The sequence below is a fragment of the Brevibacillus sp. RS1.1 genome, from assembly GCF_013284365.1.
GTDB lineage: Bacteria > Bacillota > Bacilli > Brevibacillales > Brevibacillaceae > Brevibacillus > Brevibacillus brevis_D.
Map to the genome: position 1 here is coordinate 85,735 of NZ_JABSVA010000006.1, position 17,230 is coordinate 102,964.

Below are 17,230 nucleotides of genomic sequence, written 5' to 3' on the forward strand. Positions count from 1 at the left end.
CAGTGCCTCCTCTCCTTATGTGTACGTGGGGTAACGAGTGCTACTGTTGTTATTTTCTTGGGAGCGAAATGAAATGATCTCTCTTGCCGCTTTTTCGAGAAGTTGATCCTCGGGAGTAAGCTTCGTGTTTTGCTGATTGTTGATGGAGTGTTTTTCCTGGTTCTTCGATAATTGTGGGCTTGTGGAATACTGTATGTTTGCCTTATTCGTTGTCGCTGGCGTGTTGCTCTCATCATCTTTGCTGGTGTTCGAGTCTTTGATGGGCGCAATATTCATGGAGCGGGTAAATTGGTTGACTGCCATCTGCACGCCTTTTTTCTTGAGCTGATCCATCATGCCTTGCATGCCATTCCCTTTTTTCGTATTGATGCCCATCGCTGCGTACATCGGACAAAAGCGAGTAGCTCCTTCTGCTACTTTCATAGCTGAAAAAGCCATGAGCAGCCATGGAGTTTTGGATGGGCGACGACTCATTTTTCCGATGCCGTACGCCAAGCCCAACAGACCGCCAGTTATACGAATCATGGCATCAGTTCTACCTACGTTTTTATGCATGAGAGTTGTCCTCCTGTCGCAATTACGTCTATTCCCTAGTGTGTAATAAAGGGCGACAAGACACCCGTGGGAATTGTTACTACCATTACCAAGCTTGCAGGGGAATGAATGATGGGCGGAGAAGCTGTAGTGGCGATGAACGATCGTTCATTTTGTAAAACATCGGGAGACCAGCGAGGAGAGAAAAAATGATGCGCGTACGAGCCATATCAGATCGTGATTACTTGAACATGATTCGCGTGAGCAGACGTCAGGCACCGGCAAGCCTCTGGATAAAAGGCGCAAGCGTTCTGAATGTGTACACAAAAGAATGGCAAGAGCATCACGTCGCAGTGGCAGGAGAACGTATTGCTTATGTAGGAGAAAAAGAGCCGTTGGTCGATGACCAGACTGTAATCATAGAGGCGGCTGGGCAATATCTCGTGCCGGGTTACATCGAGCCTCACGCGCATCCGTTTCAATGGTATAACCCTTATACGTTGGCTGACTTTGCTTTGCAAACGGGAACGACTGGTATGGTGTCGGACACGTTAATGCTCATGCAACTGCCTTTTTCGCAAACGGCAGCGATCATGGATTCTTTGGCAGCACATCCCGTGAAGCAATTTTTCTGGGGCAGACTCGATCCGCAGACAGGGAAAGCTCATCCGTCGTTCACGAAGGAAAATTTGGCGCGAATGCTGGAACATCCACGCGTGATCCAGGGCGGGGAGTTGACGAATTGGGGCGGTGTTTTACAAGAGGATGAGACGCTGCTTTTTGGTCTGAAGTATACGAGGGACTTGGGCAAAAGGATGGAAGGGCATCATCCGGGGGCGTCATACGAGACATTGAACATTGCCGCAGCAGCCGGCATAACAGCTTGTCATGAAGCTATCCAGGCTGCTGATTTGCTCTCGCGCATCCGTTTAGGCATGTATGCGACACTGCGCCATTCTTCTATTCGCCCTGATCTGCCTGAGCTGGTGAAGGGCTGGCTGGAGTTGGGGGTGCCGTGGTCTTCACGGATGATGCTGACATCGGATGGAAGCACGCCGCCGATGCATCGTGACGGGTTCATGGATAGTACGCTCCGTGTTGCTATGGAAGCGGGAATGCCGCCAGAAGAAGCGTATGTCATGGCGACGCTGAACCCGGCTGTCTATTATGGGCTGGACGCGGAGATCGGAGGAATTGCGCCGGGCCGAATCGCCGATATGCTGCTGTTGACGGCAAAGGATCAACCGACTCCATCCATCGTGATTGCGAATGGACAACGGGTGGCAGAAAAAGGAACCCTGCTCGTTCCAACCGTTCAGCCACAATGGGAGGAAGCTTCGTTACGATTGGCAGATCCATTGAAAAAACAGGCACATCCTGATTGGTTCCGCCTGCGGCCAGATGCGGACGGCAAGACCCCTGTGCTACAAATGCTGAATGCCGTTATCACGCGGCTGTCGCTAGAGGACATGCCTGTTGATCAGGATGGATACGTATCCTTGCAGCATGATCCGCAGTTGGCATTGATCGCCATTATTGATGCAACTGGAGGCAACCGAACAATGGCAGTGCTTCACGGCTTCGGTGAGCATCTCGAAGGGCTAGCCAGCACTTATTCAGCTTCTGGCGATTGGATCGTAATCGGACGCGATCCCCAAGCGATGGCGCAAGCACTGGAGCGTATTCGGGAAATAAAAGGTGGAGTCGTCCTAATCGATGAAGGAAAAATCATTTGCGAATGCCCATTGCCTCTTGCTGGAAAATTCGCGTCCGCACCGATGGAGGAAGTGATCAGCATGGGTGAAAATTTGGTAAATCAACTCCGTTCCAAAGGACATGTCCATCTCGATCCGATTTATTCGCTTTTGTTTTTTACGGCTACCCATTTGCCGTATGCACGTCTAACGGCAACAGGTATTGTCGACGTGAAGAGTGGGCAAATCGTCGTTCCGGCACTTCCTCTACCTTGAGGGAGTGTTTTTTTGCGGTCACACAAACGCCCGTGATCGTTTGTGAATCAATGATATATGTATATAAAATATATTTTACTTCTTGTAAATTATCAGATTTATTTTAAAATAAAAACAACCAAGCCTATCTATCTTTATCCCCGAAGAGTATCGTTTTTGAAAGTCGCAACCTGGCTAACATGGTGGATGGATTGGGTAACAAGAACAAAGAATGATAGAAGGGGGATTCATTCTGAATGAAAAAGCGTTCTTATGTGGGGGTTTTATCTGCGGTATTGGCTGCGAGTATGGCATTAACAGGTTGCGCAGGAAACAGCAATTCAAGCGGAGGAAGTAACGCAAGCGGCGGGCAAAGTCAGCCAGCTCCGGGTAACAGTGGTGGAGGAACAACCGAGGGTGGTCTCATCAAAATTGCCACACAATCTCCTCTGTCCGGGAGCAATTCTGCTATCGGAGATGCGATTAAGACAGGCGCTGGTTACGCTCTCGAAAAGCGCAAGGAAGAATTTAAAGCACTTGGATTTGATCTCCAGCTTTTCCCTCAGGATGATCAAGGCGACCCGAAAATTGGGGTATCAAATGCGGAGATGCTCATCTCTGATCCCGATGTGTACGGTGTAGTGGGGCATTATAACACAGGGGTTGCCATTCCATCGTCTGTGAAGTACGACGAAGGCAAGCTGGTCATGGTATCCCCGGCAAATACAGGGGTGAAGCTCACGGAAGAAGGCAAGAAAACCGTCCATCGAATCTGTGCTCGCGATGACGCACAAGGACCAAAGGCTGCTCTTTATGCGAAAAATACACTTGGTGTAAAAACGGCCTATATTATCCATGATAAGACAGCATACGGCCAAGGTCTGAGCGATCAAGTGAAGATGCAATTCGAAAAGGACGGGGTCCAAATCCTTGGCTTCGAGGGAATCACCCAGGGCGAAAAGGACTACAGCGCGGTACTTAACCAGGTAACGGTGAAAAACCCGGACATCATCTTTTTCGGGGGCCTGTATCCAGAAGGTGGAATTTTGATCAAACAAGCTCGTGAAAAAGGATTTAAGGGTTATTTTATGGGTGGCGATGGCTTGGATTCTTCTGATATGATAAAAATAGCCGGTAATGCTGTCGAAGGGGTAGTCTTTACGTCAGTAGCAGGGGACGTAACGCAAACCGAAGAGGGCAAAAAATGGGCTGAAGAGTACAAGAAAACCACAAACAAGCCTCTGGAAACCTATTCCGTCTATGGTTTCGACTCCATGAACGTCATCCTCAATGGTGTCTTGGAAGCTGCCAAAGCGAACGGAGGCAAAAAACCAACCCGGGAGCAAGTCCTCGATGCAGTCCACAAAACCAAAGATTTTCAGGGTCAATTCACCAAGGTTACCTTTGATGAAAAAGGTGACAACACAAATGCAGACGTATTCATTTACAAGTTTGACAAGGACAAATCCATTTTCGTAGGCAAGGCCGAGTAATCACACCACACAACGCGCACACACTCCCATGCCTCATACCAGGATAGGGGGCTGCACGCCAGTGTTGGCCCCTTTTCCACGAGAAAACAAGTCCAGTCAACGAAACGAATGCAGAAAATTTGTACAAGTCTACAAGGGAAATGAGGGATGGGAAAGCATGATCAATATTTTGCCTCAGGTGTTGGTTGACGGATTGACACTTGGATTTATGTACGCAGTCGTGGCTTTAGGCTACACAATGGTTTACGGGATTTTGGAAATTATCAACTTTGCCCATGGAGACATTTTCATGGTCGGAGCCTTTATCGGTACAGAGGTATTGTTGATCTCTGATGCGCTAGGGGCACTTGAAGGTATGAATTCATTTGTCGCACTTTTCATAACACTCATAATTGCCATGGTATTAACTGGTGCCTTGGGGGTAGGAATTGAGAGGATTGCCTATCGACCATTGCGTGGAGCACCTCGTCTTGTGCCGTTGATTTCGGCGATAGGTGTATCGTTTTTGCTGCAAGACCTCGTACGTTTTACAGAAGCACTGGCTCGCAATGAGTTTTATCTAAACAGTCCCGCTCTTTTTACGGGCTCGATTCCATTAGGAAGTATCGCTACGATTCCAACAAAAGGTTTGATCGTAATTGTAATTGCGATCATCATGATGATTGCGTTGACGTTGTTTGTGAATAAAACAAAGTGGGGAATCGCCATGCGCGCCGTCGCACAGGACCAGAGTACGGCTTCGCTGATGACCATAAATGTAAACAAAGTAATCATGCTTACGTTCTTGATTGGCTCCAGCCTGGGTGGCGCGACAGGCGTTCTGTTTGCGCAAAACTACGGGACGATCGATCCATATATCGGTTTTATTCTCGGTCTAAAAGCATTTACAGCTGCCGTACTCGGCGGGATTGGGAACCTGCGTGGTGCGATGATCGGTGGCGTACTCCTCGGTCTTCTGGAATCCTTGTCCGGTGCCTTTATGGGGCCGTTGACCAACGGAGCCTTTGGTGCAGAGTACAAAGACGTGTTCGCGTTCAGTATTTTAATTCTCGTGCTTCTCTTCAAGCCAGAAGGACTGTTTGGCGAAGCTGTAAAAGAGAAAGTGTAGGTGAAATAAATGGCAAATCTCGCTTGGAAATCGTTCAAAGGTATTCCGCTCGTATTCACGTTGATCTGGATTGTAGGCTTTTCTGCCGCATTGTACCTGATGGATAAATCAGTGATCGCGTTTCTCGGCATTCTTTCTTCCATTGTGCTTGTCTATTACACGAATACCACCAAGTCGATCAAAATGGCGATTGGCGCTATTGTTCTCCTCCTGATCATTCCATTGGTAGCCGGCGAAAACCGTTACTACATGGAGGTAGCCTCACAGGTAGGAATTTACGTAGCGATGGCTTTGGGCTTGAATATCGTAGTAGGCTTTGCTGGTTTGCTTGACTTGGGTTACGTCGCGTTTTTTGCTGCTGGGGCGTATGCGTACGCGATTTTCTCGACCTCGCAAGCGAATGAGTTTATTGCAGGGAATCTGTTCCCGCTCTCCGGTGAGTGGTTTTGGCCATTTCTCATAGTCGGCTTGATTGTGGCTGCTGTTTTCGGAATATTGCTAGGATTGCCAGTTCTCAGAGTAAAAGGCGATTACCTCGCGATTGTGACCTTGGGCTTCGGTGAAATCATTCGCATTGTCTTCAACAACCTGGACAAGCCCATCAACATCACCAACGGTCCGCAGGGAATCACGCCGATTCCGTCTCCTGAGCTGTTTGGGATCAAAATGGGGACGCCGTTTTACTTTTACTTCATCGTATTGTTTGTGATTGCCTTTATCGTATTGGCGAATATACGCTTTGAGCATTCCCGTTTGGGACGTGCATGGATTGCGGTACGTGAGGATGAGCTGGCTGCCCAGTCCATGGGGATTTCCTTGTTGAATACCAAGCTGGCTGCATTTGCATTGGGTGCTTCCTTCGCAGGTGTTGTGGGGGTCATCTTTGCGGCCAAGCAGACGTTTATCGATCCGACTTCCTTTACGCTGATGGAATCCATCGGGATACTGGTGATGGTTATTCTGGGTGGTAGCGGCAGCATTCCAGGCGTTGTGCTTGGAGCCGCATTTGTGACAATCTTGCAGGTACAGCTGTTAAAAGAATTCTCCAACTTCCTGCACAGTCTGCAAAATTCGGGGATCATCAGTTTGCCGAACCAGCTGGACCCATCCAAGTTCCAGCGCCTCATTTTCGGAATCATGCTCATTCTCGTAGCCTTGTATCGCCCTAACGGATTGATTCCGGCCAAACGGAAGAAAAACGATCTCGATGCAATCAAAAAGAGCGAGTTTGGCAAAGAAAAGCTGGGGATTCTCGGCAGACTGTCCCAATTGACTTCTGGAAAACAGTCATAGCGGACGAGGAGGGAAATGAGCATGGCATTGTTAGAGGCAAAAAATTTGACGAAGCGCTTTGGTGGCTTGGTAGCCAATCAAGACGTTTCGATTGACATCGAAAAAGGAACCATTACGGCGGTAATCGGGCCGAATGGAGCCGGAAAAACGACTTTTTTCAATATGATTACCGGATTTTACGAGCCAGACGAGGGAGAAATCCTGCTGAATGGCAAAAGCATCAAGAAGCTTCGTCCCGATCAGATCGCGAGTCGCGGTATCACCCGTACCTTTCAAAACATTCGTCTGTTCAAGGAAATGACGGCTTTGGAAAATGTCATGGTGGGTGTGCATAGCCGCTTATCGGCTGGAATTCTTGGAATCTTGTTCAACTCCAAACGTGTACGCCAAGAGGAAGAGCGGACGCGCGTGGAGGCTTATCAGCTCATGGAGTATGTCGGGATCGCGCATATTGCCAATGAAGCGGCAGGGAGTCTGCCTTACGGGTTGCAACGACGCTTGGAAATCGCCCGGGCGATGGCGACCAATCCGCAAATTATTTTGCTCGATGAGCCAGCGGCAGGGATGAACCCTCGCGAAACGGTTGAGATGACGGATTTTATTCGTCGGCTGAAAAAAGAGCTCGATTTGACGATTATCTTGATTGAGCATGACATGAAGCTGGTCATGGGACTGAGCGAATACATTCACGTGCTGGATTACGGGAGAAAAATTGCAGAAGGAACACCTGAACAAATCCGCAACAACCCTAACGTCATTGAGGCCTATCTCGGAAAAAGTGCGTCGGACGTGTCGTAGAAGGAGGAAAATCGATGGCATTGCTAGAGCTGACTAACGTTCATACGTATTACGGCGGCATCCACGCATTAAAAGGATTGAGCATAACGGTAAACGAAGGCGAAGTGGTGACGCTGATCGGTTCCAACGGGGCAGGTAAATCGACCACGCTGAAAACGATATGTGCGCAGACCCGTGCCAAAGAAGGAAAAGTCATCTTTAATGGCAAGGACATTACGCAGATGCGTACACATGATATTGCCTTAGCAGGAATCGCCCACGTTCCGGAAGGCCGCCGTATTTTTCCAAAGCTGACCGTACGCGAAAATTTGGAGATGGGTGCCTTCAGTGTATCCGACAAAAAGGTAATTGAAGAAGGCATCGAGCGCGCCTTTGCTTACTTTCCACGCCTGAAGGAACGGGTCAATCAAAAAGGCGGCACGATGTCCGGTGGAGAGCAGCAAATGCTGGCGATTGCTCGTGGACTCATGATGAAGCCAAAAATTCTCATGCTCGATGAACCGTCGATGGGATTGGCGCCGATTCTTGTGGAGCAGATTTTTGACATCGTTACGGAGCTGAACAAGGAAGGCATGACGATTCTCTTGGTCGAGCAAAATGCGAATCAGGCGCTGTCTGTCGCCCATCGCGGTTATGTGATTCAGACAGGCGAAATTATTTTGCAAGACGATGCCCAGACATTATTGATGAATCCGCAGGTAAGAGAGGCGTATTTGGCGTAATAGTGGTGTAATAGAAACGTGAGTACCGATGGGGATTTTTGCTCCCGTCGGTTTTTCATTTATTCAGCGAGGAGGATGTGGCTTGCTAGATATTAGTCCCCGCTTTGTAGAAGGGAGCGAGCCTCTCTATCTACAGCTTTATCGCTATTTTTGTACAGAAATCCAAGGGAGGCGCTTGATCTCCGGGACGCGTCTGCCTTCTGTTCGAGCCTTGAGCGGATTTTTGCAAGTGAGTAAAACGACTGTCGAGAGTGCCTATCACCAGCTCATGGCAGAAGGCTACATCGAGAGTCGGGAGCGCAGCGGATTTTATGTGGTCGATGTGGATTGGGATGGGCCAGTGCCTGTACCTACAGGGAAAGGGCAGCAACCAGCTAAAACGGCTTACGTCCAAATAACTCCATCTACGCCCTCAGCAGTTCCGATCCAATATGATTTTCACCAAGCGCGCGTTGATGCCGAGCATTTTCCTTTTGACCGTTGGCGCAAGTACACCAACCAATGCATGCAGGAAGAAAACAAGCATGTGCTCTACTACGGCGACCGACAAGGAGAGCCGCAGCTGCGGGAGGAGCTCGCACGCTATCTCGGACGAGCTCGGGGTGTGCAAGCTACGCCGGAACAAATTGTGATCGGTGCGGGGACGCAGGTGATCATCAGCTTATTGGGGTTCCTATTCGGGACACGGGGACAGGCTGTAGCGATGGAGGAGCCGGGCTATCACGGTGTTCGTACCGTATTTTCCCATTTGGGCTATGATGTGCGCCCGATCAGACTGACAGAGGATGGGATTGATGTGGAAGCGCTCAGTGAGAGTGGAGCGCGGCTGGTTTATATCACCCCCTCTCATCAGGACCCTTCCGGAATTGTCATGCCGTATGCCAAACGGCTAAAGCTGCTACATTGGGCGAATCAGACGGGGAGCTACATCATAGAGGACGACTACGATGGGGAGTTTCGCTATCATGGCAAGCCGATTCCTTCCCTTCAGGGGCTAGATACGCAAGGACGCGTTATCTATTTGGGGACGTTTTCCAAGGCGTTGCTGCCTTCGATTCGGATGAGCTATATGGTTTTGCCGCAAGCATTATTGGCGGTGTTTCAGGAGAAATTGGCGGATTTTGACCAGTCGGCATCGCGTATTCATCAGGAGACGCTGGCCCTGTTCATGAAAAATGGCGATTGGGAGCGGCATATTCGCAAGATGCGGACGCTTTACCGCAAAAAGCATGGGGTGTTGCTGCAGTGCTTGCAGGAACAGCTGGGGGCGTACATCCGGATCAAGGGTCAGGATGCCGGACTGTCTGTGACGGTAGAATTGAAAAGTGAGAGTACTCCGCAACAGTTGACCCAATTTGCGGCTGCATCAGGTGTACGTGTCTATCCAACCGCACATAAATGGATTCATCCACAGGAAAATGGACTGCCGGCTTTCCAGTTCGGCTTCGGGGGGCAGACCATCGAGGAGATTGAGGATGGCATTCGTCTGTTGAAACGTGCATGGGAGCCTTATTTACAAATAGAAGGGGAAAATAAAAACCCAATCCAGGGGATCGGGTGAAGGAACGCTGAGAAAAAATGAAAAGCAGCATCCCAAAAAGGGAGTGCTGCTCATAATTAAGGGACGTACTGTTCTGTAACTTTTGTGATGATGCCATTCTTTACTTCAACGTGGAATGGTATCTGATAAGGAATTCCCTTGGATAGTACAAACTTTTTAAAAGTATCGGTGTTTACTGCTTCATTCCAATGGAAATTCCCATCTTTTTGTGTAGAGTTGGTTTGAAGAGTAAAGGAAGCCTTTGGAGAAACTTCAAACGTTCTAATTTTAGGACTGCTATTACGAATGTAATATGGCATCGGATAGTCCTCTTTTTCCGATGGATGATCTTGACGATAAGCTTTTACTGCTGCCTCACCGAAAAACCATTGAACATAGTCAAGTGAGACGAGGAGCTTTCCATTTTTCACTTGTAACGTTTTCACATAGGCCATTGATTTTTCAAGGGTATTTCCTTGTTTATCCTTGCTACTTGTTGGAACAATTACTTGGGGAGGAACAGGCGCAACCGTTCCTTGCTGTGAAGCTGCATGAGCGTCAGTAACAAACAATGAACAGAATAACAAAGAAGAAAGCAGCAAATATGTTTTTCTCATAGGGTGTCATTTCCTTTCTGTACACGAAATACTATTCACAAGTAGTAGACGAAAAAATAACAAAACCGTTTCGCCTCAAGAAGAAAAATTTAACATAACTATATCGAGTGAAATAAAAGTGAACGAATTGAGCCGTTATCATTAGCAAAACAAGTGAGTCAGCATGAAGAGCAGCCTCCTGTCATCAGAGCAGACTGATGAACAGGAGGTTTTTTCATGGCATCTTAACGGATTTCAAGACATTCGATACCCTAATTGAGCTGACATCGCACGTACCGTCGCTAGCGTTTCTTGTAAAATCTCTTCTTGTTTCGGCATCACGCGGTCGGAGGGACCGATGACACTGACAGATGCAGTTACGTGCCCAGTTGAATCAAAAATAGGGGCAGCGATTCCGGTCACGCCTGTATTGCGTCGATTCGAGCTGATTTCATAGCCTCGCCGGCGGATCGTCACCAAGTCCTCTTTAATTTGCTCAACCGACGTGTACGAATGAGGCGTGTAGCTTTTCAGCGGATGTTCCTGCAAAATCTCATCTTGAAACTCTTCTGGCTGATAGGCCAGCAAAACCCTTGCAGCGGAGGTAGAGTAAAGAGGAAAACGCCGAAAGGATTCTACGGTAAAGCGAACAGGATGAAGCGAATCCTCTTTGGCTACATAGATCGCGTCCTTTGAATCTTGTACACATAAGACCGCTAATTCGTTTGTCCGTGAGACAAGCTGGTCTAAGAACGGTTTGGAAAAATCAACGATATCGTGATTCGTGAGCACCTTCGTGCCCAGTTCCAAAAGCGTGTAGCCAAGCGTATACTGCTTGGTTTTTTCATTTTGGCGGATAAAGCCTTCAGACTCCAGCGTGGACAGGAGCTTGTGAACGGCTCCCTTGGACAGCTGGAGTTTTTTGCTGAGCTCCGTTACCCCGAGTTCCTTTGGCGAATCGAGAAATATTTTTAACAGCCGACAGCCATTTCGAACAGAAGACAATACTTGGTCCATACAAAGGTCTCCTTTAACGTACAGTAGCTCTTCTATCAAAGAAGAGTCTCGATTGAAGTAATTTTACCATTAGAAAGAATGCTGACAAGCCTGTAATTGGGGCAATGGTGCTTCTAGTACGACTACCTTGAATAGTCAGTATCTTTATGCTAGTATAGCATTATCGTTCTCGAATAGGAAACGTTGTTCTCTATTCGTGAACAATATAGACAATCGGGGGTCGAACTTACATGAAGAAAAAGGCATTATCCGTCCTGTCCATTTTCGCTTTGACTGGTTCCTTGCTGGCTGGATGTGGCTCCTCCACGCCGCAAACATCTGCTCCTGCACCGGCTGCTGGCAACAATAGCGGCACCGAAGCACAAGCTCAGCTGGAAGACACACTGGTAGTAGCAGGAAACGGCGCGACCGTTGAAAAGATGATGAAGGATGAAGTCTTCAAGAAGTTTAACGAGAAGTATCCGAATGTAAAGCTGACCTATGTTTCTGGTGTTTCCACGGAGATTGTAGCGAAGGTTAAGGCACAGAAAAATGCACCGCAAATCGACCTGACAATCGTTGAAGGCGGCGAACAAGAGAAGGGACGTCAAGAAGGCTTGTGGGAAACTGTATCCGCAACAGATATCCCGAACATGAAAAACGTGCCAGAAGATTTGCGTGTGACGGAGGATAGCGGTATAGTTGTAAACTTCACGCCGATGGGGATTTCCTATAATGCGGATCTGGTAAAAGAAAAAGGCTTGCCTGTACCGAAGTCCTGGAATGACCTAGCGAAGCCTGAAGTGAAAGGCTACATCACGATGACAGACGTAGCGAGCAACTTTGGACGCTCAACGATGATCATGCTGGCGTACGCAAATGGCGGGTCTGAGAAAGACATCGAACAAGGCTTTAAGAAAATGGAAACGATTGCAGGATACATGCCGACCTTTGCGAAGAGTGCTGCACAGCTTCAGCAAAATCTGCAAAACAAAAGCTCAGCGTACACCACTTGGACAATGGCGCGTAGCTTGACACAAAAAGAAGCAGGCGTACCATTGGAGTTCGTTTTCCCTGAAGAGGGCGGAAACATCGTACCGAACGTAGCTACGCTGGTAAAAGGTTCGAAGAGTCCAAAAGCGGCAAAAGCATTCGTCGATTTCCTTTTGACAGATGAAATTCAAACGATGTACGCAACGAAGCTGTACTACAATCCGGCAACCTCTGTGAAGCTGCCAGACGATGTAGCGAAAACATTGGAATTCGATCGTACAAAGGTTGTCAACTTCGACTATAGCGTAGTGAGCAAGGAAACATCTGCGTGGCTGGATCGCTTTAACAAAGAAATCGCACCTAAAACAGGAAAGTAGGTATTTTACGTGACCAAGGTGATTGATGTTGAACTGCGCGGCATCATGAAAAAATTTCAAAGCAATGTCGTGGTTCAAAACTTCAACCTGCAGGTGGAGCAAGGCGAATTCATTTCATTCCTCGGCCCATCTGGTTGCGGTAAGACCACGACCTTGAATATGATTGCCGGTTTTTTGGACCCGGATGGCGGGGACCTTTTGATCAAAGGGCAGCGAATGAATGGCGTGCCTCCGTACAAACGGGAGCTGGGCATGGTTTTTCAGACGTACTCGTTGTTCCCTCATATGACTGTGGCGGAAAACATCGCCTACGGCTTGAAATTACGCAAAGTGAACAAGCAAGAAATGCAAGAGCGTGTGAATCGTGTACTCGGGCTGGTCAAGCTGCCAAACGTAGCAGATCGCTATCCGAAACAACTTTCCGGCGGACAACGCCAGCGGATTGCGATTGCACGGGCGCTTGTTATTGAGCCGTCGCTTCTGCTGTTGGATGAACCGCTTAGTAACTTGGATGCCAAACTTCGGGAAGAGCTTCGCGATGAGTTAAAGCGCTTACATCACGAAATCGGCGTTACGACTATTTTCGTTACCCATGACCAAGAAGAGGCGCTAGCGCTTTCTGATCGCATCGTGGTCATGAATCACGGATTCGTGGAGCAAATCGGGACACCTCTGGAGATTTACAATCAGCCCGCTTCTGAATTCGTACATACCTTCATCGGTAAGACGAACCGTTTGGAAGGGGAAGTCATCGGAATGGACGGGGATGTACTCACGCTGCGGACGACTGGTGGAATGCTCGTGAAGGCGGCAAAGCAACAGCGAACCGTGGCACTCCATGAAAAAGTGATCATTTTTATCCGACCAGAGAAAATCAAGCTGACCGATACAGCAGTCAGTGAGGAAGCGAATCGGGTAAAAGGACATTTGCAGCTTGCCTCCTTCCTGGGCTCGTACACAGAATGTGAGGTCAAGGTCGGGGAGCATACGCTCTCGGCAAAAGTCCAAATGACCGATAGTTCGGTGGACCGCCAAGAAGGTCAAACGGTTTACTGTCAATGGAACGCGGACGACGTACTGGTCATGCCCGCAGGAAGGGGATGACGGATGAGCAAGCGTCTCTCGGTTACATTGTTGACAGCACCTGCGATGATTTTGCTGCTTGGCGTATTCATCCTCCCGATGCTGATGATGCTTTTGCTCAGCTTTCAGGATGAGAATCAGGCGTTCTCTTTGCACAATTATTCATTATTTATACAAGATCCGTACTACTTGGAGATTCTTTGGCGGACGATTCGCGTGAGTCTCTGGACGGTACTGGTAAGCCTCTTGCTCGGATTTCCTGTAGCGATGTACATGGCGCAGGCTACAGGGAAAATGCGTGGAATCGTCACGATGCTGATCCTGGCCCCTCACCTCATCAGTGTTGTTATTCGCAACTTCGGTTGGGTAGTGGTTTTGGGGGAAAAAGGGTGGATCAATGAGACGTTGATCAGTCTGGGTCTGATCGATCAACCGTTGCGGCTGTTGTACAACGAGCTCGGTATTGTGATCGGTCTGACGGATTCCTTTGTTGCCTACATGGTTCTGGCGATTGCAACCAGCTTGTATGCCATCGATCCGTCCCTGAATAAGGCGGCATCGATTTTGGGGGCTTCCCGCGTACGTACGTTTTTCAGTGTGACATTACCCTTGTGTTTGCCGGGGATTATTGCAGGTACGACACTGGTGTTCAGCTTGTCGATGAGTGCCTTTGTGACACCAGCCTTAATGGGCGGCACTTCCGTGAAGGTCTTGCCTGTCATTGCCTATGAGCAAATCATGGCGACATTGAACTGGCCTTTGGGCGCGGCACTTGCCTTCCTGCTCTTGAGTAGCACGATTCTATTGGTGACTTTGTATACAAAGCTGATTGAAACCAAGCGGTATAAAGAGGTGTTTGCGTCATGAAAAAAATAAACGTACTCGGACTCATCACGTTCTTTGTGCTTGTTTTGGTCAATCTGCCGTTTCTGGTCATTATCCCGAGCTCCTTTACGGCAGCCGGATACCTCGCTTTTCCGCCCGAAGGATTTTCGTGGCAGTGGTATGAAATGATTTTGGATCGGCCGGAGTTCATCGATTCGCTGTGGATCAGTCTAAAGCTAGCTACGGTAACGGCGATTTTGGCGACTTTCTTAGGGACATTGGCTGCATTCGCGCTGTCCAAATACAAGTTTCGTGGGAGCGGCATCATCAACGCACTAATGCTTTCACCGCTTACCGTTCCTTCGCTCATTATTGGGATTTCCGCGTTGTTGTTTTTCACGCGAATTGGTATCGCGGGGACGTTTACAGGACTTTTGCTGGCGCACATGCTGATCTCGATTCCGTATGTCGTTAGGCTGGTGCTCACAGGGCTTAGCTCGTTCGATTATACGCTGGAAAAAGCGGGATACATGCTGGGGGCCCATCCGTTTCGGGTGTTCTGGGATATTACGTTGCCACTGTTGCGTCCGGCCATCGTGTCGGGGATGATCTTTTCGTTCTTGACGTCGTTTGACAATGTCACGGTTTCCTTATTCTTGGTGGCACCGGATACGACGACGCTGCCACTCGCGATTTTCACCTATATGCAGGAGACACTTGACCCGTTGGTGGCTTCGATTTCCTCCGTGGTCATCCTGCTGAGTCTGGTGTTCATCGTCTTGTTGGAAAAAGTGTACGGACTAGAGCGCCTGTTCGGACTCAATTCACAATCTCATTAAGGAAGAGGCACTATGTCAATCCACACTTATGTACAAGAGAATATGCCCCACTATCTTCAGTTACTCGAAGAGTCAGTTAACATGGACTCGCCTTCTCGTGACAAACAGTTGGGTGACCGCATGGCGGGCTGGTTCGCCCTGCAGTTTCAACGGCTGACAGGGGGAGTAGCTGAGCTGATCCCGAATAAGACGTATGGCGATCAGGTGCGTTGTACGCTGGGCAACGGGGAAAAACAAATCCTCATCATCGGCCATTACGATACCGTATGGCTAGAAGGAGAGGCGGCTCGCCGACCGTTTGCGATCCGGGATGAAAAAGCGTACGGGCCGGGCGTATACGATATGAAAGCGGGCGTTTTGCAAGCAATGTTTGCCATGCGGGCATTGGTAAAGCTGGATCGCCTGCCAGCAGATAAAAAAATCGTACTCCTATTAAACAGTGACGAGGAGATCGGCAGCCCGACTTCTCGCCGACTGGTAGAAGAAGAAGCCGCGCGTTCGGTGGCGAGCTTTGTGTTGGAGCCGCCAACCGAACCAAGCGGCGCACTCAAAACATGGCGGAAGGGAAGCGCCCATTTTACCTTGGCAGTCAGCGGAATTTCCTCACACGCGGGCGTCGATCATCAAAAAGGTGTCTCTGCTATTGAAGAGCTGGCGAGACAGGTGCAATTTCTACATGCCTTGACCGATTACGAGAAAGGGACAACCGTCAATGTGGGCGTCATCAAGGGCGGGATTGGCTCCAATGTCGTGGCGGATTCGGCAGAAGCTGAAATTGACGTGAGATTTATCTCGATGGAAGAGGCCCTACGCATTGAGAAGGTAATGAGCGAACTCACGCCAGTGCTCGCCGGTACAAACATCAGCGTAAAGGGAGGCATTCGCCGACCGCCGATGGAGCGAACTGAAGAGACAGGCAAATTATTTTCCCTTGCACAATCGATTAGCATCAATGAACTAGGGATGGCTTTGGAAGAGTCGGGTACAGGTGGAGTCAGCGATGGCAATTTCGCGGCCGCTTGCGGAGTCCCGACGCTGGATGGACTTGGTGTAAAAGGTGGTTACGCCCACTCGCCGGATGAATGGATCGAACTGGGAGAAATATCGACGCGTGCTACCTTGTTGGCGCGGTTGATAGAGGAAGTATAGAGAGAAGCAAGAGAAAAAGAGAAGAAGCACCTGCCTGATGCGTAAGATGGTTGCATCAGGGCAGGTGCCTTTTTGTGTGGAAAAAGAGAGGCTATTGTTTCGAGGATGTATTTAGCTTTTTCACAAAGCTATTAAGGTAGTTCGCTCCGCGGCTGGTGAGGATACCAGCTAGCACGGCAGAAACGTAGTAGCCGCTGCCCTCAAGACCAAAGGGGTTGACTTGAAAAGCGAGGGAGAGCGAAATGCCAATGAGGATAGAGAGGATATAAGTGAAGCGGTCTTTTAGTACGGGGAAGGCATTCTTTAAAATTTCGGTAACGGCTTCAATCAAGATTGCCATAAAAGTAAGCAGACTCAGGCTGTGAATGAATGGGTCCATGTCAATCAAAGGTTGTTCCTCCTTTTGCTAGTAGAGCGGGGCGTACTTCGGGGAAAACATCCAGTCGTCATTCATTTGGGAGGGAGTTAATTCGCGAGGCGAGATTTCGCCCCAAGGCAGGTAGATGTCACCTTTGTGGATGACTTCTTGTGGAGCAGGTCGGCCGGATCGGCAACATCTAGGAAATCCTCGCTTGCATGTACGTTTTTAGTTCGGTCTCTAGCTCTTTGACACGGTACTCTAGCTGTTGTCTTTCTACGACCAGCGTCGTGTATTTATCTCGCCACTCCTGCACGATGGTTTCAAGCTCCATGCAACGGTTGCGCCAAACATGGAGTTCTTCTCGAAGCTTGTCCATTTCCTGACGAAGCTCCTGGCGAATTTGCTGGTTTTCTTGTGAGATTTGCTGCCTGTCTGTTATCATCAACTCTTTCTTGTTGTTGTGGCGTGCAACCAGATAAGTGACGATTGCCGTCAGTACACTGGATACTACCAAGGGGAGAGTGGAAGAGTTGAGTAGTGTTTGGATCATCCGTTTATTCACCTGCTTTCTCTT

General features: G+C 48.9%; 17 protein-coding genes. 12 read left to right on the forward strand and 5 right to left on the reverse strand.

Annotation, left to right across the window (positions count from 1 at the left end; all coding sequences use genetic code 11):
* Positions 1 to 15: 15 nt before the first annotated feature.
* A complete protein-coding gene (locus HP570_RS19875; protein ID WP_142498395.1) occupies positions 16 to 555 on the reverse strand; it encodes a YgaP family membrane protein in 540 nt (179 codons plus the stop codon).
* A gap of 191 nt (positions 556 to 746) precedes the next feature.
* On the opposite strand from HP570_RS19875, the gene HP570_RS19880 reads away from it, so the two are divergent.
* The 7 genes from HP570_RS19880 (at position 747) to pdxR (ending at position 9,458) form a co-directional block, all read left to right on the forward strand.
* Entirely contained in the window at positions 747 to 2,504 is a 1,758-nt protein-coding gene (locus tag HP570_RS19880) for an adenine deaminase C-terminal domain-containing protein (protein ID WP_173626997.1), read from the forward strand.
* Between the two features lie 236 nt (positions 2,505 to 2,740).
* On the forward strand, positions 2,741 to 3,976 hold the full coding sequence (locus tag HP570_RS19885) for a branched-chain amino acid ABC transporter substrate-binding protein (protein ID WP_173626864.1): 1,236 nt from the start codon (positions 2,741 to 2,743) through the stop codon (positions 3,974 to 3,976).
* Positions 3,977 to 4,037: 61 nt separating this feature from the next.
* Entirely contained in the window at positions 4,038 to 5,084 is a 1,047-nt protein-coding gene (locus HP570_RS19890) for a branched-chain amino acid ABC transporter permease (RefSeq protein ID WP_173626865.1), read from the forward strand.
* Positions 5,085 to 5,093: 9 nt separating this feature from the next.
* Positions 5,094 to 6,377, forward strand: a complete 1,284-nt coding sequence (locus HP570_RS19895; protein WP_064201865.1) for a branched-chain amino acid ABC transporter permease — start codon at positions 5,094 to 5,096, stop codon at positions 6,375 to 6,377.
* 21 nt (positions 6,378 to 6,398) lie between these two features.
* Entirely contained in the window at positions 6,399 to 7,175 is a 777-nt protein-coding gene (locus tag HP570_RS19900) for an ABC transporter ATP-binding protein (RefSeq protein ID WP_173626866.1), read from the forward strand.
* A 14-nt stretch (positions 7,176 to 7,189) separates the two neighbouring features.
* Entirely contained in the window at positions 7,190 to 7,897 is a 708-nt protein-coding gene (locus tag HP570_RS19905; RefSeq protein ID WP_016741241.1) for an ABC transporter ATP-binding protein, read from the forward strand.
* Positions 7,898 to 7,979: 82 nt separating this feature from the next.
* On the forward strand, positions 7,980 to 9,458 hold the full coding sequence (gene pdxR / locus HP570_RS19910) for a MocR-like pyridoxine biosynthesis transcription factor PdxR (protein WP_173626867.1): 1,479 nt from the start codon (positions 7,980 to 7,982) through the stop codon (positions 9,456 to 9,458).
* 56 nt (positions 9,459 to 9,514) lie between these two features.
* Here the strand turns inward: pdxR and HP570_RS19915 are convergent, their stop codons facing one another.
* Both HP570_RS19915 and HP570_RS19920 read right to left on the reverse strand, forming a co-directional pair.
* Entirely contained in the window at positions 9,515 to 10,054 is a 540-nt protein-coding gene (locus HP570_RS19915; protein WP_012684364.1) for a hypothetical protein, read from the reverse strand.
* 234 nt (positions 10,055 to 10,288) lie between these two features.
* Positions 10,289 to 11,050: an IclR family transcriptional regulator gene (locus tag HP570_RS19920; protein ID WP_012684365.1), complete on the reverse strand. Its 762-nt coding sequence runs from the start codon at positions 11,048 to 11,050 to the stop codon at positions 10,289 to 10,291.
* 230 nt (positions 11,051 to 11,280) lie between these two features.
* Between HP570_RS19920 and HP570_RS19925 the strand changes: the two genes are divergently transcribed.
* From HP570_RS19925 to HP570_RS19945, 5 genes are read left to right on the forward strand one after another with little or no spacing between them, the layout of a single operon-like run.
* Positions 11,281 to 12,399, forward strand: a complete 1,119-nt coding sequence (locus HP570_RS19925; protein WP_173626868.1) for an ABC transporter substrate-binding protein — start codon at positions 11,281 to 11,283, stop codon at positions 12,397 to 12,399.
* Between the two features lie 9 nt (positions 12,400 to 12,408).
* Positions 12,409 to 13,503 (forward strand): ABC transporter ATP-binding protein, encoded by a 1,095-nt coding sequence (locus tag HP570_RS19930; RefSeq protein WP_064201867.1) that lies wholly within the window; start codon positions 12,409 to 12,411, stop codon positions 13,501 to 13,503.
* 3 nt (positions 13,504 to 13,506) lie between these two features.
* Positions 13,507 to 14,349: an ABC transporter permease gene (locus HP570_RS19935; RefSeq protein WP_173626869.1), complete on the forward strand. Its 843-nt coding sequence runs from the start codon at positions 13,507 to 13,509 to the stop codon at positions 14,347 to 14,349.
* On the forward strand, positions 14,346 to 15,146 hold the full coding sequence (locus tag HP570_RS19940; RefSeq protein WP_012684369.1) for an ABC transporter permease: 801 nt from the start codon (positions 14,346 to 14,348) through the stop codon (positions 15,144 to 15,146). The genes HP570_RS19935 and HP570_RS19940 overlap by 4 nt, the downstream gene beginning before the upstream one ends.
* 12 nt (positions 15,147 to 15,158) lie before the next feature.
* Positions 15,159 to 16,295 carry a M20 family metallopeptidase gene (locus HP570_RS19945; protein WP_016741236.1) on the forward strand — a complete coding sequence of 379 codons (1,137 nt, stop codon included), beginning with the start codon at positions 15,159 to 15,161 and terminating at the stop codon, positions 16,293 to 16,295.
* Positions 16,296 to 16,386: 91 nt separating this feature from the next.
* On the opposite strand, the gene HP570_RS19950 is transcribed toward HP570_RS19945, so the two are convergent.
* Both HP570_RS19950 and HP570_RS19955 read right to left on the reverse strand, forming a co-directional pair.
* Positions 16,387 to 16,674, reverse strand: coding sequence for a hypothetical protein (locus HP570_RS19950; RefSeq protein ID WP_012684371.1), 288 nt, complete (start codon positions 16,672 to 16,674; stop codon positions 16,387 to 16,389).
* Positions 16,675 to 16,852: 178 nt separating this feature from the next.
* A complete protein-coding gene (locus tag HP570_RS19955; RefSeq protein WP_017249740.1) occupies positions 16,853 to 17,206 on the reverse strand; it encodes a hypothetical protein in 354 nt (117 codons plus the stop codon).
* Between the last annotated feature and the right edge of the window lie 24 nt (positions 17,207 to 17,230).

Bases quoted from the DNA above. Each gene is read 5' to 3' on its own strand.
- HP570_RS19875 (WP_142498395.1), bottom strand. From the start codon at position 555: ATGCATAAAAACGTAGGTAGAACTGATGCCATGATTCGTATAACTGGC.
- HP570_RS19880 (WP_173626997.1), top strand. From the start codon at position 747: ATGCGCGTACGAGCCATATCAGATCGTGATTACTTGAACATGATTCGC.
- HP570_RS19885 (WP_173626864.1), top strand. From the start codon at position 2,741: ATGAAAAAGCGTTCTTATGTGGGGGTTTTATCTGCGGTATTGGCTGCG.
- HP570_RS19895 (WP_064201865.1), top strand. From the start codon at position 5,094: ATGGCAAATCTCGCTTGGAAATCGTTCAAAGGTATTCCGCTCGTATTC.
- HP570_RS19900 (WP_173626866.1), top strand. From the start codon at position 6,399: ATGGCATTGTTAGAGGCAAAAAATTTGACGAAGCGCTTTGGTGGCTTG.
- HP570_RS19905 (WP_016741241.1), top strand. From the start codon at position 7,190: ATGGCATTGCTAGAGCTGACTAACGTTCATACGTATTACGGCGGCATC.
- HP570_RS19915 (WP_012684364.1), bottom strand. From the start codon at position 10,054: ATGAGAAAAACATATTTGCTGCTTTCTTCTTTGTTATTCTGTTCATTG.
- HP570_RS19920 (WP_012684365.1), bottom strand. From the start codon at position 11,050: ATGGACCAAGTATTGTCTTCTGTTCGAAATGGCTGTCGGCTGTTAAAA.
- HP570_RS19925 (WP_173626868.1), top strand. From the start codon at position 11,281: ATGAAGAAAAAGGCATTATCCGTCCTGTCCATTTTCGCTTTGACTGGT.
- HP570_RS19935 (WP_173626869.1), top strand. From the start codon at position 13,507: ATGAGCAAGCGTCTCTCGGTTACATTGTTGACAGCACCTGCGATGATT.
- HP570_RS19940 (WP_012684369.1), top strand. From the start codon at position 14,346: ATGAAAAAAATAAACGTACTCGGACTCATCACGTTCTTTGTGCTTGTT.
- HP570_RS19945 (WP_016741236.1), top strand. From the start codon at position 15,159: ATGTCAATCCACACTTATGTACAAGAGAATATGCCCCACTATCTTCAG.
- HP570_RS19950 (WP_012684371.1), bottom strand. From the start codon at position 16,674: ATGGACCCATTCATTCACAGCCTGAGTCTGCTTACTTTTATGGCAATC.
- HP570_RS19955 (WP_017249740.1), bottom strand. From the start codon at position 17,206: ATGATCCAAACACTACTCAACTCTTCCACTCTCCCCTTGGTAGTATCC.